This is a genomic window from Pseudoalteromonas gelatinilytica (genome assembly GCF_001641615.1).
Classification (GTDB): domain Bacteria; phylum Pseudomonadota; class Gammaproteobacteria; order Enterobacterales; family Alteromonadaceae; genus Pseudoalteromonas; species Pseudoalteromonas gelatinilytica.
Genome location: NZ_LRRU01000016.1, coordinates 1 through 26,955, shown reverse-complemented (window position 1 = coordinate 26,955; position 26,955 = coordinate 1). Strand labels below are relative to the sequence as shown.

The window sequence follows — 26,955 nt, the reverse complement described above, 5'->3', positions numbered from 1 at the left end:
AGCGGTATTTTAAGAATATAGAGTAGTGTGATTATGAACATCGATTTTGCGGCTATGGCCGACAATGTGGAGCAAGCAGAGCAAATGCTAAAGATATTGGCGAATAAAAATCGCTTGATGATCTTATGTTCGCTGCAAGATGGTGAAATGAGCGTGAGCGAATTAAACGAAGCTGTGCCGTTGGCGCAGTCAGCATTATCGCAACACTTAGCGGCGCTGAGAAAAGCTCAGATCGTCGCGACTCGACGTGAAAGCCAAACTATCTATTATCGCGTGGTCGATAAAAGTGTTATGGCAATCCTTGAAACCCTTCATGGTTTATTTTGCAAAAGGTAGTTAAGCAATGAATGCTATCGATAATGCAGTAAAAAACAGCTTGAGCGGCCGCCTTCCCGTTATTATTTTTATTATGTCGGTGCTGCTTGGCTTAATGGCATTAAAGCAAACCCCGCGTGAAGAGGAACCGCAAATTGTGGTTCCGATGCTTGATATATATGTGGCAGCACCAAACGTTGAAGCGCCAGAAGTAGCTAGGCTGGTAACTGAACCATTGGAGAAGTTATTGGCGCAGTTAACGGGCGTTGAGCATATTTACTCGACCACACAAAGTAATGCTGCTGTCGTTACTCTTCGCTTTGAAGTCGGTCACGATCGTGAGCAAGCCATTCTCGACACTTACGCTAAACTCTATAGCTATCAACACACGATGGCGTCAGTGATCAGCTCATGGCAAATACGTCCGGTTGAAGTGAACGATGTGCCCATTGTGATGCTGGGCTTATTTAGTAAAGATCCAAAACTTTACGATGACTATCAACTAACTCGTTTTGCCAACGAAATCGCTAACAGTTTACAGCGCATCGAAAATACCAGCGAAGTGAAAGTGATTGCTGGTAGAACTCGTCAATTAACGATTAACCTTGATGCAAGCGCTTTAGCTGCACATCAAACAACCCTAACCGATGTGTATTATGCGCTTAGCGTATCTAATCAATTGGTGAACGTGGGCAGTGTTGTTGAAGGTAAGCAGCAAATTGCTTTACAAGTGGGGGATGTTTTACGCTCTCAATCTGCGATAGAACGGCTTGTTGTCAACGTGGTAAACGGTAAGAGTGTTTACCTAAGTGATGTCGCCGAAGTGAGTGATGGTCCAAGCGAAGCACAAAGCTATCAATGGCTGGCTCAATCAGATAACCAGCAACAACTTCCTTTAGTGACCATTAGTGTCGCTAAACAAGCTGGCACCAATGCGGTCGCTGTGGCCAACGAAGTGCACAGCATGATGGACACTTTATCGGCTAATCTATTGCCTGATGAAGTGGACTACACTGTACTGCGTGACTATGGCCAAACCGCGAACGAGAAAGTAAATAACCTTACCTCAAGCTTAGTGTTTGCGGTATTTACCGTGGTTATTTTTGTTGGCGTATTTTTAGGTTGGCGACCAGCAATTGTGGTTGGTTTAGCGGTGCCTATTTGCTACGGCATCACCCTGACACTTGATTTTGCCTTTGGCTATACAATTAACCGAGTCACACTATTTGCACTAATACTTTCTTTGGGGTTATTAGTTGATGATCCAATTACTGGGATAGACAACATAAGTCGTTTTTTAACCCACAAAGGCGATAAAAAACAACGCATAGTTGATGCCATGAGCGAAATTCGTGTGGCGCTGTTTATGTCTACATTAACCATTATGGTGGCGTTCATCCCACTTGCGTTTATCACTGGCATGATGGGGCCGTACATGGCACCAATGGCATTTAATGTGCCAATTAGTGTAATGGTTTCGACCATAGTGGCATTTTTTGTTACGCCTTGGTTGGCAATGAAACTACTTAAAGCGCCAGTCGATGACAGCGTACAACTTGATGCCAATCAGCATGGCTTATATGAGCGCATATTATCACCATTACTTGAGTCTAAAGGCCGCGCCAAACTCGTTTTATGGACTACATTAGCCTTGTTTGTCGCCAGTGCCATGTTACCCGTAATGCGTGCAGTGCCTTTAAAGCTATTACCGTTTGATAATAAAAACGAGTTGCAAGTTTTAATCGATATGCCAGAAGGTACAAGCCTTGAGCAAACCGCCGCTTTCACTCGACAAGTACAAACCATCACTTGGCAATTAAATGAAGTAAGTGAGGCGGCAGCCTACGTTGGTCAGCCATCAAGCATGGACTTTAATGGTATGGTGCGTGGTTATTATCGACGTGAAGCTGCTAATTTAGCTGAGCTCAGAGTATTACTGCTCGATAAAACTGAGCGTGATCATCAATCTCATGGCGTGGTCATGCGCTTGCGTGCCGCATTAGCGCCACTGGCAACAGATGGCATTGTAATTAAAGTGGTTGAAGTGCCACCGGGTCCGCCGGTTTTAAGTACCTTAGTGGCTGAAGTTTACAGTGAGCCATTTGTTGATACAGACACGCACTATCAAGCAGCCCTTGCTGTTGCTGCAAGGTTAAAACAAGAGCCGCATGTGGTTGAAGTTGATACCAGTATTGCTGCCAATGCGCCCTTACAGCGTTTTGTTACCGATAAAAGTAAAGCGTCATTGTCGGCGGTGTCTACGCAAGATATTGCCCAGACCTTAGCCATTGCCTCACATGGACAAAATGTTGGGGTGTTATATGTTAGCGGCGAAACAGACCCTGTCGATATAAAGTTACAACTGCCTTATCAAGATCGTAACCAATTTGCTCAATTGCTGGCATTACAAGTTCGTGGTGATAGGGAACTTGCAAAAACCAGTGATGAATTTGGGCTACAAAGTGCACCACGTCCGCTGGTGGCGCTATCTGAGTTAGGTGAATTTCAGCATCAAGATGTTGCCAAGCCAATTATGCGTAAAGATCAGCGTAATGTTGTGTATGTAATGGCTGAGCTAAATGGCCGTACACCCGCTGAAATTATTGCTGACGTCAATGCCGACTTAGGTATTAGCGCTGACGAATTTAACCAAACTGATTGGCAAAGTAGGCACTTTTTCAATAATGGCGGTAGCCAAGCTTGGCAATTACCTGTTGGCACTGACGTGACCTTTAGTGGTGAAGGCGAATGGCGAATTACCATTGATGTATTTAGAGATATGGGTATTGCCTTTGCATTTGCGCTAACAGCCATTTTCATCATCTTACGCATTCAAACAAACTCTGCGAGTTTGTCACTGATTATCATGTCGGCTATTCCATTAACCGTAATAGGGATCATGCCGGGCTTTTGGCTATTAAATCAATTTGGAGAGCGCAGCATTGCTGGTGCTCCTGAGCCGGTGTTATTCACTGCAACAGCCATGATTGGCATGATTGCACTTGCTGGTATTGTGGTTCGTAACTCACTTATTTTAGTTGAGTTTATTAATCAAGCTCGCGGCCAAGGTATGGCAATTAAACAGGCTTTGATTGCCGCAGGTACGGTGCGTATGCGCCCTGTGTTACTGACTGCGGGAACCACCTTATTAGGTAACTTGGTGATCACCCTAGACCCGGTATTTAGCGGTCTAGCGATCGCAATTATTTTTGGTATTGTGGCATCAACATTGTTCTCATTATTTGTTGTGCCATTGGTTTATTATTTAGTGTTTGCAAAGGATGCAGCCAAAGAGGAACAAGCTCATGCAGGGTAAATCGAAACTTATTGGTTCAATCATCGCGTTATCTGTGATCATTGTGGCGGTACTTTACATGGCGGGCAGTTTCTCTGATAAGCAAGCTGCAGGCATGAAAAACCCATCAGCAAATGATTACACTGGTCAGTTAGTGACAGTGACACTGGCAGATATTGCGCGTGATGAAGTTGTACCGGGCACCGTGATTGCAAAACAAAATACGCAAATTTCATCACGGGTTATGGCACAAGTTGAGCGTTTAAATGTACGCGCTGGCGATACTGTAAAACAGGGTGATGTGTTAATTACCTTGCAGCAAGATGACTTTAAAGCTGGGCTTGCTCAAAGCGAAGCACAAATAAATGCAATTAATGCGTCGCTGACTCAAGCAGAGAAACAACTTAAGCGTATTAACGATTTATACAAGCAAGGTTTGGTATCTGTTAGCGAATACGACGATGCAAAAGCAAGGTTCGATAATTTAACTGCGAACCTAGCGATTGCTAAACAGCAGCAAACACAAGCGCAAGTTGCACTGAGTTTTACGCAAATTAAAGCGCCGATTTCAGGTGTTGTGGTTGAGCGTTTTGCAGAGCCTGGCGATACCGCAACTCCTGGCACGCCATTACTCGCGCTGTATAACCCACAACAATTGCAATTAGCATTTAATGTCAGAGAACAACAAGCAATTAAGTTGAATGTTGGGCAAACTCTAACGGTCAAATTACCTGCTTTATCTACGTCAATGCCTGCCACAGTGACAGAAATTGTGCCCGTTGCTGATAGTGCTGCGCGTAGTATGGAAATTCGTTTAGAAACAGATGCCCAAACTGGGTTAATGCCTGGTCTTTATGCGCAATTACAATTACCACTCGCCACTGAAAAAGGGGTGTTGATTGAGTCAAGCTGGGTGCAGCAATATGGCCAATTGAGTATGGTCTATTTACTTGAAAATAATCAGATAGTGCGTCGCTATGTGCGCCTTGGCGAAATGCTCGATGGTAAGCAGCACATCGTTTCAGGTTTAAACCCGGGTGATGTGCTGGCTGTTGATTTTAAAGCTAAATAAAGGTCGCTATTTCGTCCAGCGACTTTTTCACTAAGGCATGCTCAGGGATGGTTGCATCTGTGCCTGGGTAGCCTGCAATTAGCAGCATGTAAGGGCGCTCATTATCTTTATCACGACCACAAATTTCGGTTAAAAAGCTCATTGGTTTTGGTGTATGCGTAAGGGTAGCAAGGCCAGCTCTGTGTAGTGCTTGAATTAAAAAGCCGGTTGCTAGGCCAACAGATTCATGAACATAGTAATTGGTATTTTTGTCATCGGCAGAAATACCGCCTTTCTTTTGACTAAACACGGCAATTAGCCAAGGTGCATGCTCAAGGTAGGGCTTACTGGCATCGGTGCCAAGTGGTTTTAAGGCATCTAACCATTCTTCACCTGCGCGACCTTCATAAAATGAGCGCTCTAGTTTTTCAGCGGCTTCACGAATTTGTTTTTTCACATCGCTGCTGTGTATTGCTACAAAGTGCCAAGGTTGATGATTGGCACCACTCGGTGCAGTGCCTGCCGCTTTAATACAGGTTTCGATAATTTCTTTTGGCACTGGGCGATCGCTAAAGCTGCGAATACTGTGGCGACGCTGACTCACGGCTAAAAACTCTTCGGCGCGTTTTAGCATCTCGTCATGAGGGTACTCAATAAAGTCATTGAGAGGCTGATTTTTGTGTTCTTGCATGGCTTTTCGCTTCTTGTGTGTTGATGATTTTAATTATGAATATGTTGGTTTCGGCGGTACTCTTTTAATTCATTGCTCAACCAATCTTTTGCATTGAGTAACGACCCATTGCTGAGTCTTACTTTATAGGGCTTACCGCTCCATGAGCTTTTACTCGCCAAATTTTCGATAAATTTTTCGGCCGTTTTTGCATAGCGGGTCGCTTTTCGATACTTCATAGCAAGGTGTTCGGCAGCATCTTGGCTTGAGTGCTCGGTGCCGTTGCGAATAAATACGGCATCGCTTTTAGCGACAAAATCAATGAGGTGATTTATCTCTTGTTCTGGGGTTGCTGCATCACTGAATTGGCTAATGCTCAATAACATTAATGCGATTAACCAATATCCTTTCATTGTTACTTTCACTGTACTTTTTGCTCTATGGTTAGGGTTGCAATTATTGGATTATGATCTGAGCTTACAAGCTCAGGCACTATAGTTGTCTCTATTTTGACACCGCGCACCCATACTTGGTCAAGTGCTAATCCAAATGCTTTGGTGCGTTTATCATTTAAATAAATAGCTTCGTGTAAACCTAGCTGGGTTAATGTTTGCTGTAATAAGGCTTGGCGCTCATCACTCCAGGTATTGAGATCACCAGCAAATACGATAGGGCCTTTATGCATTCGCATAATAGCGGCGGCATCGTCGAGCTGTTGTTTAAAGTCACTAACACCCATCGTAAAGTTAATGGCATGCAGGTTTATACTCAGTAATAACTGTTGATTTGGCAGCGCATACTCCACAATATTGGTCGCTTTTGGACTACGTAGCCAAGGCTCTTTATGGGTGAGTGTACAATGTACTGCGGCGGGCCAGCGGCTGAGTGTCATAACCCCAGATTGCACGCTGCCGCTCTTATAGCCTTTAGCAAAGCGCCAATAGGGTTTGAGTTTTGTAAGCGCGGGTTCTTCGATAGCTTCTTGCAGTAACACAATATCAGCATCGGCATTTAGGTTTTGCAAATCGGTGAGTAAGCCATCTATTTGTGCCTTGTAAATATTCCAACTCAATAACTTAAACTGATAGGGCAAAATATAATGTTCTGCGTAAGTTTGCATGCGACTTTGTGCTAACTGCTGTTGGCAATTAGCAAGGTTCTCAGCGGTTTTGGTGATACCTTGTTGCTCATCAGAGCTAGGATCGCTTGAAAAGCTATACCAAGACAGCACACTCAAACACACAAGTAATAAAAATATACGCAGATATGCCGTCATAATGACCTTTAGTTACTTTCCTTGAGAGTTAGTCGTTGTAAGCCTCAGTTTAGTTCAAAGACTAAATGTTAGAAACTGTAGTATTTTCTACAATTTCTATACGCTTTCTTACCCAAAATGAGTACTCATATTCTTATACTTACTGAGCTTAACAACTCAGACAAAGGAACTACTCATGAAACAAATGGCCTGTATGCTGCTTGCCTTATCGGTGACAGCGTGTTCATCAGTCACCATAGTGCCAGAAAAAACAACCAATAAATTAGCCACTAAAGCTGATTACCAAGATAGCCGCCCATTCTTTTTGTGGGGCCTCGTTGGTGAAGAGCGCGTTGATGTAAAGGCTATTTGCCAAGATAAAAAAGTTGCCCAAATGCAATCGCAACAAACATTCGCTGATGGCGCATTAGGACTCGTTACACTCGGAATTTATGCTCCTCACACAGTAAAAGTATGGTGTGAGCAACAAGCACAGGAGCAACAACTATGAAAAGCCTACTAATAACAACTGTGTTAGTGGCAACCTTAAGTGGTTGCACAAATATCTACTTTGATAACGGCAGTGCCGTTCAAGCTAATAAAGCAGCTGCAACAGAGCAATGGCATCATAACTTTGCCGCGGCGCTTTACGAAGGTTCAAAGCCAGTCGACTTATCTGAGGAGTGCCCAGATTCCGAGTGGCAAACCGTTCACACTTATAAGTCGTTCACTAATGGTCTAGCTGAAGTTGCAGTAAACCAAGTTGGGCCTATTTGGTACCCAAAAACAGTTGAAATAAGCTGTGCTCAAGTACCTTACAAGCCAGACTAGTTACTCATAACGCAGTGCATCAATTGGGTTTAAGCGTGCCGCTTTAATAGCGGGTGCTAAGCCAAATACAATACCAATCAATGAAGTAAAGCCAAATGACAGCATAATCGCCCAACCCGGTATGTAGGCATCTGGCATGCTCGGCACTGATAACGAAATCAGTGCCGCGGCACCATACCCTATCGCTAAACCAATTAAACCACCAAACAGTGATAGCACCACCGCTTCAACTAAAAATTGCAGCATTATAAAGCCTGGTGTTGCCCCTAATGCTTTTAAAGTACCAATCACACGAGTACGCTCTGTTACCGAAACCAGCATGATATTCATCACACCAATACCACCAACTACCAGGCTAATACCCACTATCCCCGCGGTAATTGCGGTAGCACTTCCGGTAAATTTATCGATATTAGCACGGGCTTTTTCAGCTGTTTCAAATTCAAAGTCGTCATCTTCACCGTCTTTCAGTTTATGTAATTGACGTAAGATGCGGCGAATTTTACCCAGTACTTGCGCTTCGTTAGCATCGTCTTTCAACCGAAACATCATTTGTACATTGGTATCAACACTGCCGCCTTCTAATGCACTCATGGTACTTATCGGAATATTGATGTAATCGTCTTGGTCAAAACCTAATAAACTACCTTGTTTTTCAGCAACACCAATAATGCGAAACCACTCACCACCGAGTTTGATATATTCACCTACAGGGTTTTCAGGTAGGTTAAGCTTTTCGATAATTGAAGGGCCGATAAATGCCACTCGACGGCGTTTTTCATCATCTTCTGCGCGAATAAATCGGCCGAGTTCTGGGTAGGTGCGGTAAGCTTTTTGGTAGTCTTGCTCGGTGCCCATTACCCGAGAAGCATGGCTTTTATTGCCATACTCAGCTGCGCCAGAAAAGCGCCAAGTAAACATCAGTGCAGTAAAGGTTTCGGCTTCTTTAACGCGTGCTTTTAGAGTTAAAAAGTCGTTGTAAGTCAGCTTTGCTTGTTGCCCCACCATTTCTTTTTCCATACTTGTGTAAGGTTTGATATTGGTGACATCGGGAGACATATCAGCAAGCTGATCATTAATTTGTTTGGTAAACCCTTGCATTACTGCCACCACGGTCACAACCGCAGCAACTCCAATAATAATGCCCAAGCAGGTAAGTGCACTGCGCATTGCATTGGCTTTAATTGCCATCAATGCGGCTTTTGTTCCTTCCATTACAGCGATAGCAGATTTAAACATGTTGCCTTGCTCCTTCACCTTTTCGGGTATCACTGACAACCTTGCCATCAACCAAACGAATAACCCGTTGGCAGTGATCAGCAATATCTTGTTCGTGAGTAACCAAAATAATGGTGTGCCCTTCGTTATGAAGCTCATCAAATAGCGCCATGATCTCAGTGGTGGTTTTACTATCCAGGTTACCGGTAGGCTCATCACCAAGTAGAATATGGGGTTTAGTAACTAGAGCGCGAGCAATAGCGACACGTTGACGTTGGCCACCAGAAAGCTGGCTCGAAAGGTGATTGACCTTATCGCCAAGGCCGACCCGTTGTAATGATTCGAGCGCTTGTTGTTTTCGCTCTTTGGCAGAGATAAATCGATACACCAAAGGCTGCATAACATTTTCAAGAGCGGATGCTCGTGGTAATAAATTGAAACTTTGAAAAATAAAGCCAACACTTTCATTACGCTGGTGAGCAAGCTCCGTTTCGGTCATGCGCTTTACTAACTTATCTTTTAAATAGTAGTCACCACTGGTGGGAGTATCTAAACAGCCAAGCAAGTTCATCAGGGTTGATTTACCTGAACCCGAAGGGCCAATAATGGCAACGTACTCATTTTGAGCAATTTCAATATTAATATCATCAAGGGCTTTGAAAACTTGTTCGCCCATTTTGTATTGTTTATTGATATTGCTGAGCTTGATCACCGCAGACATTATTTAGCACCTTTTTCAGGGCTGTTTTTAACGGCTACCGTATCACCCTCTTTAAGTGAACTAAGTGGTCTAGCAGGGCCGATAACAATACGATCTCCCTGAGAAACTCCACTGGTTAGCGCTTGTTCGATATCTGAAGAAATACCTACCGTAACAGCTGTTTTAGTTACTGTGTTATCTGCGTTAAGCTTCCAGACAAAGTAGCTATCATCCTCTTTTTGAATGGCTTCGATGGGGAGTTTTAAGCCATTTTCGGCAATGCTCGTGGCGATTTCTGCGCGGCAACTCATTCCGGCATATAGCTGGCGGTCAGTGGCATCAAGTAGTACTTTGACTTTAAATGATAAGCCTTGTGAACCGGCTTGATTTTTTGCTGATGTGCCAATGTTTATTACTTTGCCAGTAAAAGGTTGATTTGGGTAAGCGGCGGCATAGATATCTGCATGTTGGTCTAATTTGATACCGGCGATATCGGTTTCATCCACTCGAAGTTCGGCTAATATTGCGCTTGGATCGGCTACTAGCATCAAGTCTGAGCCAATAATGTTGGTTGTTCCCGCAATAACGGTTTCACCTTCTTTAATATTTACCGAAGCAAGTAGGCCACTCATTGGAGCGCGAAACACACTTTTATTTAAACGGTCTTCAGCAATCAATAATGATGCTTGGGCTTGGTTGTAAGCTTCACGTTTTGCTTCAATATCTATTTTTGCTAAATCGCGGGCATTTTGTAGGTTTTCATACACTTCTTGGCCAGCAAGGCCAACTTCATAAAGCTCTTTTTGGCGGCTTAATTGACGCTCGATATTTTTTAATCGGGTTTCGCTATGCTTAATGTCGATTTCGGTCGCGCGAAGCACGGCTTTGTTGCGGGCAACTTCAGATTCAAACGCGGTCGTATCTAGGCGCATTAAAATATCGCCCTCAGTGACACTTTCACCTTCCTCTACAAACACTTTCGCTACACGGCCTGTCACTTCTGAGCGCAGTTGCACTTGGGTATTAAAGACTAGGTTACCAGAGGCTAAAATTGAATCGGCAATATTGCCTTGTTCAACTTCAGCAATATGCATTTCTGGTGCATCTTTATTGCCGGTGACTTGTTTTGAGATTAGTAAAGCGACAAATGCTGTAACAGCGAGGCCAATTATAATGGCTTTTTTCATGTTACTTCCTTGATGTTAAGAGCGGCATATTGCCGCTCAAAGCAGAATTAAACGAGCGCGATTACAGTCCAAATACCGTAAATAACAATACTTGGTAGGGCTGCAAACAGTAGCGCTTTATTGAAAGTGAAATTAGTCCAACTCTTCAAACCGATAGCTGCGATGAAAATGCCCCAAATAGAAAAGATATTGAGACTTTCAAGTAAGGTGTAAAATGGGTGGCCAATTTCTAAGCCAATCAAAAGTTGGTTAATTGAAGCATAGTTAAATAATGATTGTGATATTTGGTCAGTACTTGCAGTTAATACTAAGATGAGTAAACCAAGGCTTGAGATAATCATTGGCATCATAGTCCACACACCAAAGCCGTACCAAGCCCCATAACCATAATTAGCTTCTGGGTCTTGCTTCGATACAAATAGGTAATAGCCTGCCATCAGGGCATTGATAACAGCTAGACCAATAATGCCACCAATCATTGCAAACCAAACTTGCAAATCAATGGTTTGCTCCATGCTTTGGCGAATCATTTTTTGTTCTGCAATAGTGGCATCTACACTGGCAACAGCGACTTGTTGATCGATTAAAAATTGCGGGTCAGCTTTATTGTAAAAAGCAAACATGCTGGCAGCGAGAATGCCGGCAAGTAAGATAAAGGCAACAAAAGACCAACCTTTTGCTTCTTTTAAGCCATTAAAAGCTTTGCTCGGGCTGATAAAAATATCAACCAAAGCAGTCATGACATTTGATGATTTCATTTTTTATTCCTTGTTTTATAACATTTGTTTTTAGGTACTAAAATATCCTGTTTAGTAACAAATTAGCAATTTGTTTTGTAACTGTATGTTAACAGCTGTGATTAGTAAATCTGTGATATGGTTTAAGGATTAATTTGAGTCGAATTTATTAGGAATAGTAGGTCGTTATGGTGAATAGCAAAGGTCGTTGTATTGATGAGTTGGTATTAGGATTCTGGCGCTTGTTAGATTGGCAGATAACGCCACAGCAATGCTTAAGTTTTTTAGAAAATGCAATAGAGATGGGGGTGTCACATACCGATCATGCTGACATCTACGGTGAATACGGTTGTGAAGCCGAATTTGGTAAAGCACTTAAACTAAAACCAAGTATTCGTGATGAAATCAAAATAATCACTAAGTGTGGTATCAAGCCTGCGTTTGCAAGCCTAGGATTGCAAGGCAAAGCAAACCATTATGATTCAAGTGCCGCGCATATAATTGCCTCAGCACAGCAGTCACTTAAAAACTTCAACACTGATCGTTTAGATGTATTACTTATCCATCGCCCTGATTACTTAATGAACGCCGATGAAATGGTACAAGCATTTAATACCCTAAAAGCAAATGGTGATGTGCTTGACTTTGGTGTATCTAATTTTACGCCATCGCAACTTAGCCTGTTGCAGTCGCGTTTAGACTTTGAGCTTGTGACCAATCAAATTGAGTTTTCTCCTTACGAAATGAAAGCGCTTGATGATGGCAGCTTAGACCAATGCCAATTGCTCGATATCAAACCTATGCTTTGGTCACCATTAGCTGGGGGTCGTATATTCTCAAGTGATGATGAAAAAGCGGTACGTTTACGTGCAGTGCTAGAGCAGGTTGGTGCTGAAATTGGCGCGACAGCCATTGATCAAGTTGTTTATGCTTGGCTGTTAATGCACCCAAGTGCACCGTCTGTGGTACTCGGTACGGGGAATATTGAGCGTGTTAAATCAGCGGTTGAAGCTAAGCAGCTTACAATGAACCGTGAACAATGGTATCGCATTTGGCAAGGCTCAACTGGTCATAGTGTGCCTTAACGTACAGCCCAAAATGAGAAAAGGGCCTTACGGCCCTTCGTGTTGCAGCAAGTAACACATTCTTTATAAAGTGAAGTCAACCGCGTAAGCGACGTACACTTTTACATCTGAACCATCGATGTCATTGTCTGAAAGACCGAAAGTAAAGCCGTCTTTCGACACTGAAACGCCGTAGTCGATGATGTCATCATCACCAATGAAATCCCCTGAGTAATGACCTAAATGAAGGGCCATTTCTGCACCGGTACTACCAACTGGGAAGCTGTAGTCAGCATTTAAATAAAGTGAATCACCAAAATCTGTACCGTCACCGCTTGCTGCTGATGTTGCTAGTATTGCTGCACCAAAGGTGAAGCTACCCATGCTAATGCTACCGTAGATTTCTGAGAAGTCTGCATCTGTGTAAGATGCTGCATCTGGGTATGCATAATAAATGTAGCCAACATCGTAGCTAAAGGTTTCATTGATTTCACCGCCAAAACCAGCATAAAGGTCTAGCTCGTAAGTCATGTCGTCAGCCCAGCTAGCATTCGACACCCAAGTACCTGCATAAAAGCCAGATTCACTTGCGTAGTCGATACCACCCTGGATTGCAGCATCACCACCGCCTTGCTCTTGACCACGCCATAAGTAGTTTGAAGTTGCCGCAGCGTTTGCTGTGACTTCTGCATAGCTATATGTTGAGCTCAAAGTTAATAGCGCAAGGGCGCTTGCTGCGACCGTTTTTTTTAGTTTTAGCATGTTTCTGTATCCTGTTGTTATGTTGATTTTGTCCCATTTCAGATTGCAGTCTGGTTATTATTTGAGGACATTTTCTATGTGTTGTCTGGATACGATATTGCACTGGTTGTGCCAAGTTCATTTTGTATGGGATATTTTATGCTTAAACGCTTTAAAAACAGACTTTTAAGCTTGTTTAATTTTGGAAGGGGTGGTTATTTGAATTATTCATGCGCACACGTGTGGTGCAATAAATAACCCGATTGCACAATTGCGAAGCAACCGGGTTTTGCTTATTTGAGAGTGACTTAGCCGAAAATTGCACGCATTAGACTAATTGTTTCTTCGACGCTGCGGCCTTTTTCAACTTCACTGATGATTGAATCGCGCTTAGCTTTGATATGTTCAGGGATATCATCGCTTGCTAGTGCACGGTCTACCAGTATCTCAGCTGATTCTTTGCCACGGCGTACGGTCTTTTTACCTGCTGAGCTCGTGGTACTCTTAGGTTTGTTTAACAACTTAATATAGTTTGAGTTATCAGCGGTACTTTTATCTGCATAATAAAAGAAGCTCGGTAATAGGGCTTTGATTTCAACCAGAGAGTGTTCAAGCTCATTTGCTGCGTTGGCCATTTTGAACCAAGGCATACTATGAATGGCTTCGACAACATCTTGCCAGTAGCGCTCAAAATCGCGGTTATTAAGCTTAGTAATGCCTAATGCCGCACAAAGAGCATCGAGCTTACTATTTACGATTGGTGTAAACACGTCAGGTCGGCGCATCGCAAGTAAGCGAGTAGCAGGAGCAAGCGTTGGTTTTTCATCGCTGCCATTAAATGCCATGAAGTAAGCAACCATAAAATGCTGATAATGTTCTTGCGTTACTTCACCCTCGAGTGGAATGTGTGCAAGCGCTTCATCAAATGCGCCAGGTAAATCACTCAACATTTGGTGGAAACCTTTTGCGTTCTTGGTAGAAGCAAACCATTCAACGTCGAAGTTATAGCTGCTTGGGTCTAGTGAAGCACTGTGTTTACCTGAAAACGCTAAACGGTCTTCAGGGATCATTTCTTTGAGTGATTGCGATTTAATTGCTGCAAGGTAATTAGCCAAGCGTAGTTGCTCATCAAGCGCTATCAGTTCTTTATGCTGTTCGATGAAGCCTGCGATAACAGGCCATGGCGCAACCCTTAGTGTTTTTAGCTGCAAAAAGCTGATTGCAGAAATTAATAAGTCATGAAGTTTTTTAAGTGTCGGTAATTGCTTATCTTCTAACAGATCGTAGTTAATGCGATCGCGGCTTGCACTTAATAGCTCATAGCACCAACCTAAAAAGTCTTCAGGGTGATTTTCTACTTTAACTGCCATTAGGTTTAAGCTGATATCAGAGGCTTGCTTGAGGATGTTTTGATAAATTTGACTTTCTTGCTCGCCAAGCGCCATTTTTGACGGTGAAATAAGCAGTTTCTTCATGCTTAATCGATACTCCAGTTTTGACTAAATTGGGTTGTTTAATTTTAGTACACAGGGTGCAAAAACAACAGGGGCGTGCATCATACCGAAGTAATGAAATGATGCAATCTTACTGATAATTTATAAGTAAGATTGCGTCTGACGTGGTTAATTAATCATTGTCATCGAGTGTAAATAATTGTTCAACACTGAGCTCAAAGTGAGCAGCAATTTTTAACGCGATAATCACCGAGGGTATAAAGCGGCCTGTTTCAACTGTGCTAATGGTTTTACGTGATACTGCAATGGCATCAGCAAGTTCTTGCTGCGATAACCCCTTATCTTTACGGAATTTAGCGATATTATTTTGCACTTTTACACCTAGTCTCTACTTTGCCAAATAATTGATACGCCATATATCAAACACATCAAGGCAAGGTAAAATGTGGCCATCATGCTATGAGATACATTTAAAGCAAGTTCATCAGCTAATAAAAAAATAGCCCCCATGCTAAAAAGTAATCCAAGCACAACATGTTTATAAGCGATGGTATCAACCGTATTTAAAAATTCATCCTTATATGTAAGGCGATAGCCAAGTTTCCATGTAAATCCACCTCTAATTACAAACATAAAGAATGAACCAATAAATGCGGCACCACCAATAAACAGTAAAGGCACTGATGTTTGCTTGAGCATTGGGTAAACACTAATAATTAATAACGTGACCCCCATGAATATTGAAAACCATGCGTTATGACTCATAAACTTTTCTTCCGTTTTGATATCTTGCTTAGACATAATCGTTTCCTTTTATTTTCAACTCAAATGTAACCTATAGGTATCAATGTAACCCTAGGGTATCATGTGGTCAAGTTTTTTTTGTAACCTGTAGGTATCAAAAAGTTTCAGCGCTGATTCATATTCTTGTACCTAAGCTTGTTTACGAACCTTTTTATGTGTTGGGCAATGCATTTGCGCCTAACTCCCGCTATGATATGAACATTGTTTGCCCATTTTTAAGGATGATTATGAAAACCTTACTGAAAATCGTTGGTGTCATCTTCGTATTACTGATTGCATTGGTAGTCGCAGCACCATTTCTCATACCTACAGACGCGATATTTAATAAAGTATCGGAGCAAGTAGAACAAACCACAGGTCGTAGTCTGACTATTAACGGCGATAAAAAGTTGTCGGTATTTCCATCATTAAAACTCGAATTGAATGATGTGCACTTTGCCAATATGCAAACGGGCTCGCAAAAAGATATGGCGAGCATGCAACAACTTGCTATTCGTATCCCTTGGATGTCGTTATTTGGCGGTGAGTTTAAGCTAGATAAATTTGTGATTAACGAACCAACGATTTTGTTAGAAACCGATAAAAATGGTAAAGCAAACTGGCAATTATTTGATGCGGTTGCTGAGCAACCACAGACAGAGCAGCAAAAGAGTTCTAGCGCAGTTAACTTACCAGATAACTTTGATATCGAGCTTGGTGAAGTGGCAATCTATGGCGGTACTTTTACTTATCTAGACGGTAAAACCGGGGCAAAACAACAGATAAGCGATTTAGAGTTAGCCATCTTATTACCTTCTCTTCGTAAGACCTTAGAGTTAAAAGGCGGTATTACCTATATGGGTGAGCGCTTTAACTTAGATGTCACGCTAGATACACCGGTAAAAGCAATTGAAGGCGAAACCTTTAATGTCAGCACTGAGGTTGATTCTCGCTTAGTCGACTTGAACTTTAAAGGTGCAATTGCAGAAATGGGTAATGATGTGCAAGGGCTTCTTTCTGTTAGTGGTGACTCTGTTAAAAACATTGCGAGCTGGCAAGGTGTAGAGCTTAATGCAAAAGAAAATGCGTTTAATGCCTTTAATGTAAAAGGTTCAATGCACCTAAAAGGACAGCAGTTTAAGCTTACTGAGCTACTAGCCACGCTAGATGAGCTGCAAATTAAAGGTAAAAGCGATATTAAGCTTGGTGACCGTTTAGCTGTAAATGCCGATATTGATTTAGGGATGCTTGATTTAAACCCTTACTTACCGGAGGGCGTAGCTAAAGAAGAACAAGCAGAGCCTGCAGCAGATGCGCCTGCACAGCCAATTGTTTGGGATGATACTGCAATTGACATGAGCGGCTTAAATGCATTGGATGCAAATGTAGTCGTGCGTTCAAGTGGCTTAAAAGCAAATGATATTACTCTTGGTGAAAACCAGTTAACGGTGAACCTAAAAAATGCAGTGGCTAAAATCAGCCTAGATAAGTTTGTTGCTTATGAAGGCAATGGTAAAGGTGTGATCACCGTCAATGCCAAGCAAACACCGTATAAAATTAGTACCAACTTTGCTTTAGATAAAATTGATGCACAGCCATTACTGACTGATGCAGCTGGTTTCGATAAGTTGATGGGTAAAGGCTCTCTAAACTGGGATCTTACGACCACAGGTCAAAGTCAAAAGAGCTTTATTAATGCATTAAATGGTAAGTTAGGCTTTGAGTTTGCAGATGGTGCGGTAAAAGGTGCCAACATCGCAGAGATGGTTCGTAAAGCAAAAGAGCTTATAAAAGGTAACTTAAGTGCAGTATCTGAAGGGTTAGATACTGGCTTTGATAACTCACAGCAAACAGACTTCTCGGCATTGAAGGGCAGTTTTGTATTCACTAATGGTGTAGGTGAAAATAAAGACTTGTCGCTACTTAGCCCGCTTGTCCGTATTACTGGTTCAGGTAAGGTTGATTTACCAATGACGACTGTTGATTACCGTTTAGTGACAGGTATTGTTGATTCAATCGAAGGTCAAGGCACGACCGATGACAGCACAGGCTTTAAAATTCCACTGCGTATCAAAGGTCCATTTCATGATGTTGGCTATAGCTTAGATGTTAGTGATGCGGCGAAAGAAGAAGTGAAAGAAAAAGCTAAAGATAAAATTAAAGACAAATTAAAAGGTCTATTTGGTAATTAATTAAAATTTAATTAAATACTAAAACAGGGCGCATTTGCGCCCTGTTTGTTTTATAATCAATAACAAACCAGCAAGCTGCTGTAATTCCTCAATGCAGGCATTGCGATTAATTCCAAATTAATTAAAAAATAACCTACCACTTCCTTGCCATTGCTGCTACAATTGCCCGCCCTTAAGAGACAACTTGCTTGTTTTTTGAGTGGAATTTAACCGAAATGTCTTGATTTTAAACAAAATTAAGGCGTGTTGTAATTTCTACACCGGAGGTCATTAACATGATCCAAATGCAAACTCAGCTGGACGTTGCTGATAACAGCGGCGCTCGCAAAGTGCAGTGTATTAAAGTCCTTGGCGGTTCGCACCGTCGCTACGCAGCGGTTGGCGATATCATCAAAGTTTCTGTAAAAGAAGCTATTCCTCGCGGTAAAGTGAAGAAAGGTGATGTTAAAAACGCGGTAGTTGTGCGTACTAAAAAAGGCGTTCGTCGTCCGGACGGTTCTTTGATCCGTTTCGATAGCAATGCGGCTGTTATCTTAAACGATAACTTACAGCCAATTGGTACTCGTATCTTCGGCCCTGTGACTCGTGAACTTCGTACTGAAAAGTTCATGAAAATCGTTTCACTAGCACCAGAAGTACTATAAGGAGTCTATCATGGCAGCAAAAATCCGTCGTGATGACGAAGTAATCGTACTAGCAGGCAAAGACAAAGGTAAGCGCGGTAAAGTGCTTTCAGTTGTTGCTGAATCTGGTCGAGTATTTGTCGAAGGCATCAACTTAATCAAGAAGCACCAAAAGCCTGTTCCTCAGTTGAACCAAGCTGGCGGTATTGTTGAGAAAGAAGCGTCTATCGACGTATCAAACGTTGCGATCTACAACTCGGAAACGGGTAAAGCAGATCGTGTAGGTTTCAAGATTGAAGATGGTAAGAAATTACGTATCTTTAAATCTACTGGTAAAACTATCTAATAGTTGGAGTAGAATGATGGCGAAACTGCATGAATTATACAAAGACAAAGTAGTTGCTGAGCTTCAAGAGAAGTTTGGTTTCAGCTCTGTCATGCAAGTCCCTCAGATCGAAAAGATCACATTAAACATGGGTGTGGGCGAAGCTCTAGCTGACAAGAAGATCCTAGATAACGCTGTTGCGGATCTAGAAGCAATCTCTGGTCAGAAACCTCTAATCACTAAAGCACGCAAATCAGTTGCTGGCTTCAAAGTGCGTGAAGGTTACCCAATTGGTTGTAAAGTAACCCTACGTGGCGAGCGTATGTGGGACTTTTTTGAGCGTTTGGTTTCAATCGCTATCCCACGTATCCGTGACTTCCGTGGTGTAAGTGCTAAGTCTTTCGATGGACGTGGTAACTACAGCATGGGCGTACGTGAGCAAATCATCTTCCCAGAAATCGATTATGATAAAGTAGACCGTGTACGTGGTCTTGATATCACTATCACTACTTCTGCGAAAACAGATGATGAAGGCCGTGCGTTGTTAGAAGCGTTTAACTTCCCATTCAAGAAATAAGGGTAGGGTTATGGCAAAGAATTCTATGAAAGCGCGCGAAGCAAAGCGCACTAAATTAGTTGCTCAGTTCGCTGAAAAGCGTGCGGCACTAAAAGCTATCATCAGCGATGTGAAAACATCTGACGATGATCGTTGGGACGCGGTATTAAAGCTACAAGCTTTACCACGTGATTCTAGCCCTTCACGTCAACGTAATCGTTGTAACGTTACGGGCCGCCCACACGGTTACCTTCGCAAATTCGGCATGAGCCGTATCAAAGTTCGCGAAGCAGCTATGCGCGGTGAAATTCCTGGCCTTAAAAAGGCTAGCTGGTAATAGTATCACGGGAGTAAGACTATGAGCTTGCAAGATCCTATTGCGGATTTGTTTACACGTATCCGTAACGGTCAGTCAGCGAAGAAAGTATCAGTAACGATGCCAACTTCAAAACTGAAAGTAGCAGTAGCTAAAGTATTAAAAGATGAAGGTTATATCGCAGATTACGCTGTAAGCGGTGAAGCGAAGCCTGAGCTTTCTATCGAATTAAAATATTTCGAAGGCAAAGCTGTTATTGAAAATATCCAGCGTGTTAGCCGCCCTGGTCTACGTATCTATAAGAAACGTGACGAATTACCAAAGGTAATGGGTGGTCTTGGTATCGCTATCGTATCAACTTCTAAAGGCCTAATGACAGACCGCGCAGCACGTAGTGCCGGCGTTGGTGGTGAGATCATTGGCTTTGTAGCTTAATCGGAGGGGAACTATGTCTCGCATAGCAAAGGCACCAATCAATGTTCCTGCCGGTGTAGAAGTTACATTAAAAGGCCAGGAAATCACAGTTAAAGGCAAAAACGGTGAATTAACTCGCACTATCAACGACGCTGTTGAAGTACAAGTTAACGACAACGTTATTACAACTTTACCTCGTGAAGGCGTAGTCAATGCATGGGCACAAGCAGGTACTGCTCGCGCTCTTATCAACAACATGGTTGTTGGTACGCATGAAGGTTACGAGAAGAAACTTCAGTTAGTAGGTGTTGGTTACCGTGCAGCAGCTAAGGGCAAAGTATTAGACTTAACTCTTGGTTTCTCACACCCAGTTAATTTCGAAGTACCAGAAGGTATTACGATTGAAACACCAAGCCAAACAGAAGTTCTAGTTAAGGGCGTAGACAAGCAGTTAGTTGGTCAAACAGCTGCTAACATCCGTGCATACCGTAAACCTGAGCCTTATAAAGGTAAAGGTGTTCGTTACGCGGACGAGAATGTACGCCGTAAAGAGGCTAAGAAGAAGTAAGGTAAGACGATGGATAAAAAAACAGCTCGTCTACGTCGTGCTAAACGCACTCGTAGAAATTACATTGAACAAGGCACAACGCGTCTTGTTATCCACCGCACGCCACGTCACATTTACGCTCAAGTAGTTACTGCTGAGGGTACTGTACTGGCTGCTGCTTCTACTGTTGAAAAAGCAATTAGCGAAACAGTTAAAGGCACAGGTAACGTTGCAGCTGCTCAAGCAGTTGGTAAAGCGGTTGCTGAACGTGCAGCTGACAAAGGCATCGAAAAGATTGCTTTTGATCGCAGTGGCTTTAAATATCACGGCCGTGTGAAGGCGCTTGCTGATGCAGCGCGTGAAGCCGGTCTGCAATTCTAGGAGTAGACAATGGCTAACGTAGAAGCAAAGCAACAACAGCCTGATTTGGCTGAAAAGCTAATCGCGGTAAACCGTGTGTCTAAAGTGGTTAAAGGTGGTCGTATCTTTAGCTTCACTGCACTAACTGTAGTTGGTGACGGCGCAGGTAAAGTAGGTTTTGGTTATGGTAAAGCACGTGAAGTTCCAGCTGCTATTCAAAAAGCAATGGAAAAAGCACGTCGCAACATGATCAGCGTAGAACTAAACGGCAACACGCTACAGCACCCAATCAAGGGTCGCCACGCGGGTTCTAAAGTATACATGCAGCCTGCTTCTGAAGGTACAGGTATCATCGCCGGTGGTGCGATGCGTGCAGTACTAGAAGTAACTGGTGTACAGAACGTACTGTCAAAAGCATACGGTTCAACTAACCCGATCAACATCGTTCGTGCAACGATTGCTGCTCTTGAGAACATGAACTCTCCAGAAGCTATCGCTGCTAAACGTGGTCTTAGCGTTGACGAAATCACGGGGTAAACCATGGCTAATAAAACTGTTAAAGTAACACAAGTAAAGAGCTCTATCGGTCGTTTACCGAAGCATAAAGCTACATTACGTGGTCTTGGTCTACGTCGTATCAATCACACTGTTGAGTTAGAAGACACAGCATGTGTGCGTGGTATGATTAACCAAGTTTCTTACATGGTAAAGGTTGAGGGTTAATTCGATGCGTTTGAATACACTTTCACCTGCTGCTGGTGCAAAAACTGAAAAGAAACGTCTAGGTCGTGGTATCGGTTCTGGTCTTGGTAAGACTGGTGGCCGTGGTCATAAAGGTCAAAAATCACGTTCTGGCGGTAAAGTACGCGTTGGTTTCGAAGGCGGTCAAATGCCTATGCAACGTCGTCTACCTAAATTTGGTTTCACTTCACGTAAATCATTAGTATCTACTGAAGTTAACCTTTTTGAAATCGCTAAAGTTGAAGGCGATGTAGTAGACGTAAACGCGTTACAAGCAGCTGGTCTAGTTAAAAAGAACATCCAGTTCGTTAAAGTAGTAAAATCTGGCGAAGTTTCACGCGCAGTTACCGTTAAAGGTCTTAAAGTGACTAAAGGTGCTCGCGAAGCTATCGAAGCTGCCGGAGGCAAGGTAGAAGACTAAGGAAGTACTAATGGCTAAACCAGGTCAAGATATGAAAAGTGCACAAAGTGGGCTTTCGGAATTGAAGCGTCGATTACTATTTGTATTAGGTGCTATCATTATTTACCGTCTAGGTTCATTCGTGCCGATCCCTGGGATTGACGCCGCTGTACTTGCCGATTTCTTCGAGCAACAAAAGGGCACCATTGTTGAAATGTTTAACATGTTCAGCGGTGGTGCGCTTGAGCGCGCTTCAGTGTTAGCACTGGGTATTATGCCGTACATCTCGGCTTCGATTATTACGCAACTATTAACGCATATGTATCCGCCGTTTATAGAGCTTAAGAAAGAAGGTGAGCAAGGGCGTAAGAAAATTAGCCAGTACACACGCTACGGCACGCTTGTGCTTGCTACTATCCAATCAATCGGTATTGCTACCAGCTTACCGAGCATGATGGACGGGTTAGTTGTTAACCCTGGTATCGGTTTCTACTTCACTGCTGTAGTGAGTTTAGTAACAGGTACTATGTTCCTAATGTGGTTGGGCGAGCAAATTACAGAACGCGGTATCGGTAACGGTATTTCAGTTCTGATTTTTGTTGGTATCGTAGCTAACCTGCCGTCTGCTATTGGTTCGACAGCCGAAATGGCGCGCCAAGGTGATCTGAATGTACTTGTACTGTTATTGATTGCTGTAATCGTATTCGCTGTTACTTACCTAGTTGTATTCTTCGAGCGTGGTCAACGTCGTATCGTCGTTAACTATGCGAAGCGTCAACAAGGTCGTCAGGTATTTGCAGCTCAAAGCACGCACTTACCACTGAAAGTAAACATGGCGGGTGTTATTCCACCAATCTTTGCTAGCAGTATAATTCTGTTCCCTGGTACAATTGCAAGCTGGTTCGGCCAGGGTGAAGGTCCGGTCGCTGATGTGCTACAAGCAATCGCTACAACGTTGACTCCAGGTCAGCCTTTATATGCGATGGTTTTAGCTGCGGCTATTATCTTCTTCTGCTTTTTCTACACCGCGTTGGTATTTAACCCGCGTGAAACAGCAGATAACCTGAAAAAATCTGGCGCATTTATCCCAGGTATTCGTCCAGGTGAGCAGACATCTAAATACATTGATAAAGTGATGACACGCCTGACATTGGCAGGTGCTTTGTATATAACCTTTATCTGTCTGGTGCCCGAATTCATGACTATGGCATGGCAAACGCCATTCTATTTCGGCGGTACATCAATTTTGATTATCGTTGTTGTAATCATGGACTTTATGGCACAAGTACAGACGCATCTGATGTCACATCAGTATGATTCTGTGCTGAAAAAAGCAAACCTTAAAGGCTACGGCCGATAAGGTCATTTTACGGAGTTGAGCAATGAAAGTACGTGCTTCCGTTAAGAAAATATGCCGTAACTGTAAAGTTATTAAACGTGCTGGTGTAGTACGCGTAATTTGCAGTGAGCCTAAGCACAAGCAAAGGCAAGGCTAATTAAACAGTCGTGCAGGCTGAGTTATTCACTCGGCCTGTGTTTTTAGTTGTGATTTGGTCTTCGTTTGAGTATCCTTACGGGCTTTTCAAACAGATGATAACCAAATTCAAATATAGGAGATGTGTTAGTGGCCCGTATCGCTGGCATTAACGTCCCTGATCATAAACATGCAGTTATCGGTTTAACTGCTATTTATGGCATAGGTAAGACTCGCTCTAAGGCTATCTTAGCAGCGACTGGTATCGCCGAGACCACAAAAATCGGTGAACTTTCAGACGAAACACTTGACGTATTGCGTGAAGCAGTTGGCAAGTACACTGTAGAAGGTGACCTTCGTCGTGAAGTTACATTAAATATCAAGCGCCTTATGGACCTTGGTTGTTTCCGTGGCCTACGTCACCGTCGTTCGTTACCACTACGTGGTCAACGTACTAAGACTAACGCGCGTACTCGTAAGGGTCCTCGCAAGCCTATCAAGAAATAAGGTGGGGTAGATTATGGCTAAAGCACCAATTCGTCGTAAGAAGGTTAAAAAGCAAGTTGCTGATGGTATGGCTCACGTTCATGCTTCTTTCAACAACACTATTGTAACAATTACCGACCGTCAAGGTAATGCACTATCTTGGGCAACAGCAGGTGGTTCAGGTTTCCGTGGTTCACGTAAATCTACTCCATTCGCGGCTCAGGTTGCTGCAGAGCGTGCAGGTACTGCTGCTCAAGAATACGGTTTAAAAAATCTAGAAGTTTTCATTAAAGGTCCAGGTCCAGGTCGTGAATCTGCTGTACGTGCTTTGAATGCTGCTGGTTACCGTATCACCAACATCACTGACGTGACGCCAATCCCTCATAACGGTTGTCGTCCACCGAAGAAACGTCGCGTTTAACAATAGGTTAGGAGAAATAACATGGCAAGATATTTGGGCCCTAAGCTCAAGCTGAGTCGTCGTGAAGGTACTGACCTGTTCCTTAAAAGCGGCGTAAGAGCTATCGACTCTAAGTGTAAACTTGAGACTGCACCTGGTCAGCACGGCGCTCGTAAAGGTCGCTTATCTGATTACGGTTTACAGTTACGTGAAAAGCAAAAAGTACGTCGTATCTACGGTGTATTAGAAAAGCAATTCCGTAACTACTACAAAGAAGCTGCTCGCCTTAAAGGTAATACAGGTGAAAACTTGTTACAGCTTTTAGAGCAACGTTTAGACAATGTTGTATATCGCATGGGTTTTGCTAGCACACGCGCTGAAGCACGTCAGTTAGTTAGCCACAAAGCGATTTTAGTTAATGGTCGTGTAGTGAACATCCCTTCATACGTAATTACTCCAGAAGATACTGTTGTAATTCGTGAGAAGTCAAAAACACAAGCACGTATCATCGCTGCTCTAGAGTTGGCTGAGCAACGTGAAAAGCCGACTTGGGTTGAAGTTGACGGTAAGAAAATGGAAGGTAGCTTCAAGCGCCTACCTGAGCGTTCAGATCTGTCTGCGGACATTAACGAACAACTAATCGTCGAACTTTACTCTAAGTAAAGTTAAGAGTTAAGAGAGGATAAAATGCAGGGTTCTGTTACCGAATTCCTAAAACCAAGGTTAGTCGATATCGACGCTATCAACCCTACGCGTTCTAAAGTAGTTTTAGAACCATTAGAGCGTGGCTTCGGTCACACTTTGGGTAATGCCTTACGCCGTATACTGTTATCATCTATGCCTGGATGTGCAGTAACTGAAGTAGAAATCGACGGTGTATTGCATGAGTACAGCGCGAAAGAGGGCGTACAAGAAGACATCATTGAAATTCTGTTAAACCTTAAAGGTCTAGCAGTAACTTTAGAAGGCAAAGATGAAGTTTTTCTGACCCTGACTAAATCTGGTGTAGGCCCTGTGACTGCGGCTGATATTCAGCACGATGGTGATGTAACTATCGCCAACCCAGATCACGTTATCTGTCACCTTACGACAGATAGCAGCGAGATCAGCATGCGTATTCGTGTTGAGCGCGGTCGCGGTTATGTGCCGGCATCTAGTCGTTTATCCTCTGATGACGATGAGCGTCCAATTGGTCGTCTGCTGCTTGATGCATCATTCAGCCCAGTTGAACGTATTGCGTACTCGGTTGAATCAGCCCGTGTTGAGCAACGTACAGACTTAGACAAGTTAATCATTGATATGGAAACGAACGGCACTTTAGATCCTGAAGAAGCGATCCGCCGTGCGTCTACTATCTTAGCTGAGCAATTAGATGCATTCGTAGATTTACGTGATGTAACTGAGCCAGAAGAGAAAGAAGAGAAGCCAGAATTCGATCCTATTCTACTTCGTCCAGTTGATGATCTTGAACTAACAGTACGTTCAGCAAACTGTTTGAAAGCCGAGCAAATTCAATATATCGGTGATTTAGTTCAGCGCACTGAAGTTGAGCTTCTTAAAACGCCTAACTTAGGTAAGAAGTCTCTAACTGAAATTAAAGACGTGCTAGCTTCACGTGGTCTTTCTCTAGGTATGCGCCTAGAAAATTGGCCGCCTGCAAGCCTAGCTGAATAATCTAAATCACTATATTAGTTTAGTTAGAAGGATAGGGTCATGCGCCATCGTAAGAGTGGTCGTCAATTAAACCGTAACAGCAGCCATCGCAAAGCGATGTTCAGCAATATGGCTGGTTCTTTGGTGAAACATGAAATCATCAAAACAACTTTGCCTAAAGCTAAAGAGTTGCGCCGTGTAATTGAACCTTTAATCACACTGGCTAAGACTGACAGTGTAGCAAACCGCCGTTTAGCGTTTGCTCGCACGCGTGATAATGAAGTAGTTGGTAAATTATTCAGCGAAATCGGTCCACGTAATACAGACCGTCCTGGTGGTTACACTCGTATTCTTAAGTGTGGCTTCCGTGCTGGTGATAATGCACCAATGGCTTATATTGAACTAGTTGGTCGCCCAGCGACAAACGAAGAAGTTCAAGAAGACGCGCAGTCTGCAGAGTAAGTCGTAAAGACACCAAAAAGCCGAGCTTATGCTCGGCTTTTTACTTTCTGAAATTCACTATCGATAAATTAACTCTATCAATTCCCAAACATCACCATACAATCTTGAAGCAACTAGCACCTAGCACCTAGCACCTAGCACCTAGCACCTAGCACCTAGCACCTAGCACCTAGCAACTAAGATCACAGATAAAGATCACACCGCGTTCTTTAATAGCAACATCTTCTGTTATAGAAGTTAAAAACAGGCATATATATAAAATACAGTGGCTATATAGGCCTAATACGAGTGATTTAGTGCTATTTTTACGCGTTTCGTTCGTATTTTGCGCGAACAGTCATTTTTTTCATAAAAACTTCAAAAAACAGTTGATCTCAATTCGGATCTCCCTATAATGCGCATCCACCGACACGGCGGACTGCTTACAGAAAAGCAAAACGACGAGTTGGTTGAGTCAAGTAAGACTGAGTTTTGAAAAAATAAACTTTTCTCAAAATTAAGAGTTGACAAAAATAACGGCTTGCGTAGAATGCACAGCCCTTGAGACGAAAAAGTATCTCAAACGTTCTTTAACAATATAAAGCAATCATCTGTGTGGGCACTCGTACAGATTGAGTTCTAACAGCGAAGCTTAGTTTACTAAGTGGAGCAAACAAATTTAGAGTCTCAATTTCTTATGAGTGACTATATAGTCAATTTATACAG

At 42.9% G+C, this 26,955-nt stretch carries 35 protein-coding genes; 24 read left to right on the top strand and 11 right to left on the bottom strand.

Features of this window, described 5'->3' with window-relative positions; translation table 11 throughout:
* Window positions 1-33 precede the first annotated feature (33 nt).
* Genes NH153_RS07145 through NH153_RS07135 form a run of 3 tightly spaced genes read left to right on the top strand, consistent with a single transcriptional unit; the run spans window position 34 to window position 4,682 of the window.
* The gene (locus tag NH153_RS07145) at window positions 34-336 is read left to right on the top strand and encodes an ArsR/SmtB family transcription factor (RefSeq protein ID WP_063702365.1); all 303 of its coding nucleotides are present in this window, start codon (window positions 34-36) and stop codon (window positions 334-336) included.
* A gap of 7 nt (window positions 337-343) precedes the next feature.
* Window positions 344-3,631 carry an efflux RND transporter permease subunit gene (locus NH153_RS07140; RefSeq protein WP_063702363.1) on the top strand — a complete coding sequence of 1,096 codons (3,288 nt, stop codon included), beginning with the start codon at window positions 344-346 and terminating at the stop codon, window positions 3,629-3,631.
* A complete protein-coding gene (locus NH153_RS07135) occupies window positions 3,621-4,682 on the top strand; it encodes an efflux RND transporter periplasmic adaptor subunit (protein ID WP_063702361.1) in 1,062 nt (353 codons plus the stop codon). The genes NH153_RS07140 and NH153_RS07135 overlap by 11 nt, the downstream gene beginning before the upstream one ends.
* Here NH153_RS07135 and NH153_RS07130 read toward each other — a convergent pair.
* The 3 genes from NH153_RS07130 to NH153_RS07120 are packed head-to-tail and all read right to left on the bottom strand — an operon-like array spanning window position 4,675 to window position 6,607.
* Entirely contained in the window at window positions 4,675-5,352 is a 678-nt protein-coding gene (locus NH153_RS07130; protein ID WP_054554404.1) for a nitroreductase family protein, read from the bottom strand. The genes NH153_RS07135 and NH153_RS07130 overlap by 8 nt on opposite strands.
* 29 nt (window positions 5,353-5,381) lie before the next feature.
* On the bottom strand, window positions 5,382-5,756 hold the full coding sequence (locus NH153_RS07125; protein WP_240494358.1) for a YfeK family protein: 375 nt from the start codon (window positions 5,754-5,756) through the stop codon (window positions 5,382-5,384).
* Window positions 5,753-6,607 carry an endonuclease/exonuclease/phosphatase family protein gene (locus NH153_RS07120; RefSeq protein WP_063702358.1) on the bottom strand — a complete coding sequence of 285 codons (855 nt, stop codon included), beginning with the start codon at window positions 6,605-6,607 and terminating at the stop codon, window positions 5,753-5,755. The genes NH153_RS07125 and NH153_RS07120 overlap by 4 nt, the downstream gene beginning before the upstream one ends.
* 175 nt (window positions 6,608-6,782) lie before the next feature.
* On the opposite strand from NH153_RS07120, the gene NH153_RS07115 reads away from it, so the two are divergent.
* Both NH153_RS07115 and NH153_RS07110 read left to right on the top strand, forming a co-directional pair.
* Window positions 6,783-7,097 carry a Bor family protein gene (locus NH153_RS07115; RefSeq protein WP_054554401.1) on the top strand — a complete coding sequence of 105 codons (315 nt, stop codon included), beginning with the start codon at window positions 6,783-6,785 and terminating at the stop codon, window positions 7,095-7,097.
* Window positions 7,094-7,417, top strand: a complete 324-nt coding sequence (locus NH153_RS07110; RefSeq protein WP_063702356.1) for a Bor/Iss family lipoprotein — start codon at window positions 7,094-7,096, stop codon at window positions 7,415-7,417. The genes NH153_RS07115 and NH153_RS07110 overlap by 4 nt, the downstream gene beginning before the upstream one ends.
* Here NH153_RS07110 and NH153_RS07105 read toward each other — a convergent pair whose 3' ends face one another.
* From NH153_RS07105 to NH153_RS07090, 4 genes are read right to left on the bottom strand one after another with little or no spacing between them, the layout of a single operon-like run.
* On the bottom strand, window positions 7,418-8,656 hold the full coding sequence (locus NH153_RS07105; RefSeq protein ID WP_063702354.1) for an ABC transporter permease: 1,239 nt from the start codon (window positions 8,654-8,656) through the stop codon (window positions 7,418-7,420).
* Window positions 8,649-9,356 carry an ABC transporter ATP-binding protein gene (locus NH153_RS07100; protein WP_063702351.1) on the bottom strand — a complete coding sequence of 236 codons (708 nt, stop codon included), beginning with the start codon at window positions 9,354-9,356 and terminating at the stop codon, window positions 8,649-8,651. The genes NH153_RS07105 and NH153_RS07100 overlap by 8 nt, the downstream gene beginning before the upstream one ends.
* Window positions 9,356-10,522 (bottom strand): efflux RND transporter periplasmic adaptor subunit, encoded by a 1,167-nt coding sequence (locus NH153_RS07095; RefSeq protein ID WP_063702349.1) that lies wholly within the window; start codon window positions 10,520-10,522, stop codon window positions 9,356-9,358. The genes NH153_RS07100 and NH153_RS07095 overlap by 1 nt, the downstream gene beginning before the upstream one ends.
* A 47-nt stretch (window positions 10,523-10,569) precedes the next feature.
* Window positions 10,570-11,280, bottom strand: a complete 711-nt coding sequence (locus NH153_RS07090) for a YIP1 family protein (protein WP_063702348.1) — start codon at window positions 11,278-11,280, stop codon at window positions 10,570-10,572.
* Window positions 11,281-11,447: 167 nt separating this feature from the next.
* On the opposite strand from NH153_RS07090, the gene NH153_RS07085 reads away from it, so the two are divergent.
* A complete protein-coding gene (locus tag NH153_RS07085; RefSeq protein ID WP_205630228.1) occupies window positions 11,448-12,344 on the top strand; it encodes an aldo/keto reductase in 897 nt (298 codons plus the stop codon).
* Window positions 12,345-12,407: 63 nt separating this feature from the next.
* Here the strand turns inward: NH153_RS07085 and NH153_RS07080 are convergent, their stop codons facing one another.
* The 4 genes from NH153_RS07080 to NH153_RS07065 form a co-directional block, all read right to left on the bottom strand.
* On the bottom strand, window positions 12,408-13,085 hold the full coding sequence (locus NH153_RS07080) for a TorF family putative porin (RefSeq protein ID WP_063702346.1): 678 nt from the start codon (window positions 13,083-13,085) through the stop codon (window positions 12,408-12,410).
* 287 nt (window positions 13,086-13,372) lie between these two features.
* Window positions 13,373-14,539, bottom strand: coding sequence for a hypothetical protein (locus tag NH153_RS07075; protein ID WP_063702344.1), 1,167 nt, complete (start codon window positions 14,537-14,539; stop codon window positions 13,373-13,375).
* 151 nt (window positions 14,540-14,690) lie between these two features.
* Entirely contained in the window at window positions 14,691-14,891 is a 201-nt protein-coding gene (locus tag NH153_RS07070) for a helix-turn-helix transcriptional regulator (RefSeq protein ID WP_063530018.1), read from the bottom strand.
* Between the two features lie 8 nt (window positions 14,892-14,899).
* A complete protein-coding gene (locus tag NH153_RS07065; protein ID WP_063702334.1) occupies window positions 14,900-15,319 on the bottom strand; it encodes a hypothetical protein in 420 nt (139 codons plus the stop codon).
* Window positions 15,320-15,549: 230 nt separating this feature from the next.
* Here NH153_RS07065 and NH153_RS07060 point away from each other — a divergent pair, with 230 nt between their 5' ends.
* The 18 genes from NH153_RS07060 to rplQ all read left to right on the top strand — a co-directional run bounded on the left by NH153_RS07060 (window position 15,550) and on the right by rplQ (window position 26,250).
* A complete protein-coding gene (locus NH153_RS07060; protein WP_063702332.1) occupies window positions 15,550-17,493 on the top strand; it encodes an AsmA family protein in 1,944 nt (647 codons plus the stop codon).
* A gap of 275 nt (window positions 17,494-17,768) precedes the next feature.
* Window positions 17,769-18,137: a 50S ribosomal protein L14 gene (rplN, locus tag NH153_RS07055; protein ID WP_010378257.1), complete on the top strand. Its 369-nt coding sequence runs from the start codon at window positions 17,769-17,771 to the stop codon at window positions 18,135-18,137.
* Between the two features lie 10 nt (window positions 18,138-18,147).
* A complete protein-coding gene (gene rplX, locus NH153_RS07050; RefSeq protein ID WP_054554391.1) occupies window positions 18,148-18,462 on the top strand; it encodes a 50S ribosomal protein L24 in 315 nt (104 codons plus the stop codon).
* 16 nt (window positions 18,463-18,478) lie between these two features.
* Window positions 18,479-19,018: a 50S ribosomal protein L5 gene (rplE, locus tag NH153_RS07045; RefSeq protein WP_063702328.1), complete on the top strand. Its 540-nt coding sequence runs from the start codon at window positions 18,479-18,481 to the stop codon at window positions 19,016-19,018.
* 10 nt (window positions 19,019-19,028) lie between these two features.
* Window positions 19,029-19,334: a 30S ribosomal protein S14 gene (gene rpsN, locus NH153_RS07040; RefSeq protein WP_063702327.1), complete on the top strand. Its 306-nt coding sequence runs from the start codon at window positions 19,029-19,031 to the stop codon at window positions 19,332-19,334.
* A gap of 21 nt (window positions 19,335-19,355) precedes the next feature.
* Window positions 19,356-19,748: a 30S ribosomal protein S8 gene (rpsH, locus tag NH153_RS07035; RefSeq protein WP_063702326.1), complete on the top strand. Its 393-nt coding sequence runs from the start codon at window positions 19,356-19,358 to the stop codon at window positions 19,746-19,748.
* A gap of 13 nt (window positions 19,749-19,761) precedes the next feature.
* The gene (rplF, locus tag NH153_RS07030) at window positions 19,762-20,295 is read left to right on the top strand and encodes a 50S ribosomal protein L6 (protein WP_063702324.1); all 534 of its coding nucleotides are present in this window, start codon (window positions 19,762-19,764) and stop codon (window positions 20,293-20,295) included.
* Window positions 20,296-20,304: 9 nt separating this feature from the next.
* Window positions 20,305-20,655, top strand: a complete 351-nt coding sequence (gene rplR / locus NH153_RS07025; protein ID WP_036974021.1) for a 50S ribosomal protein L18 — start codon at window positions 20,305-20,307, stop codon at window positions 20,653-20,655.
* 9 nt (window positions 20,656-20,664) lie between these two features.
* Window positions 20,665-21,171 carry a 30S ribosomal protein S5 gene (gene rpsE / locus NH153_RS07020; protein WP_063702321.1) on the top strand — a complete coding sequence of 169 codons (507 nt, stop codon included), beginning with the start codon at window positions 20,665-20,667 and terminating at the stop codon, window positions 21,169-21,171.
* 3 nt (window positions 21,172-21,174) lie between these two features.
* Window positions 21,175-21,357 (top strand): 50S ribosomal protein L30, encoded by a 183-nt coding sequence (rpmD, locus tag NH153_RS07015; protein WP_016710201.1) that lies wholly within the window; start codon window positions 21,175-21,177, stop codon window positions 21,355-21,357.
* A gap of 4 nt (window positions 21,358-21,361) precedes the next feature.
* A complete protein-coding gene (gene rplO / locus NH153_RS07010; RefSeq protein ID WP_036974015.1) occupies window positions 21,362-21,796 on the top strand; it encodes a 50S ribosomal protein L15 in 435 nt (144 codons plus the stop codon).
* Between the two features lie 10 nt (window positions 21,797-21,806).
* Entirely contained in the window at window positions 21,807-23,135 is a 1,329-nt protein-coding gene (gene secY / locus NH153_RS07005) for a preprotein translocase subunit SecY (RefSeq protein ID WP_063702319.1), read from the top strand.
* 22 nt (window positions 23,136-23,157) lie between these two features.
* Complete coding sequence (rpmJ, locus tag NH153_RS21585; RefSeq protein WP_002959476.1) at window positions 23,158-23,271, top strand: 50S ribosomal protein L36; 114 nt, start codon at window positions 23,158-23,160, stop codon at window positions 23,269-23,271.
* Window positions 23,272-23,399: 128 nt separating this feature from the next.
* A complete protein-coding gene (rpsM, locus tag NH153_RS07000) occupies window positions 23,400-23,756 on the top strand; it encodes a 30S ribosomal protein S13 (protein WP_036974011.1) in 357 nt (118 codons plus the stop codon).
* Window positions 23,757-23,769: 13 nt separating this feature from the next.
* Window positions 23,770-24,156 carry a 30S ribosomal protein S11 gene (rpsK, locus tag NH153_RS06995; protein ID WP_036974009.1) on the top strand — a complete coding sequence of 129 codons (387 nt, stop codon included), beginning with the start codon at window positions 23,770-23,772 and terminating at the stop codon, window positions 24,154-24,156.
* A gap of 21 nt (window positions 24,157-24,177) precedes the next feature.
* Complete coding sequence (gene rpsD / locus NH153_RS06990; protein WP_036974007.1) at window positions 24,178-24,798, top strand: 30S ribosomal protein S4; 621 nt, start codon at window positions 24,178-24,180, stop codon at window positions 24,796-24,798.
* Window positions 24,799-24,822: 24 nt separating this feature from the next.
* The gene (locus NH153_RS06985; protein ID WP_004589198.1) at window positions 24,823-25,809 is read left to right on the top strand and encodes a DNA-directed RNA polymerase subunit alpha; all 987 of its coding nucleotides are present in this window, start codon (window positions 24,823-24,825) and stop codon (window positions 25,807-25,809) included.
* Window positions 25,810-25,848: 39 nt separating this feature from the next.
* A complete protein-coding gene (gene rplQ / locus NH153_RS06980; protein ID WP_004589197.1) occupies window positions 25,849-26,250 on the top strand; it encodes a 50S ribosomal protein L17 in 402 nt (133 codons plus the stop codon).
* Window positions 26,251-26,955 lie beyond the last annotated feature (705 nt).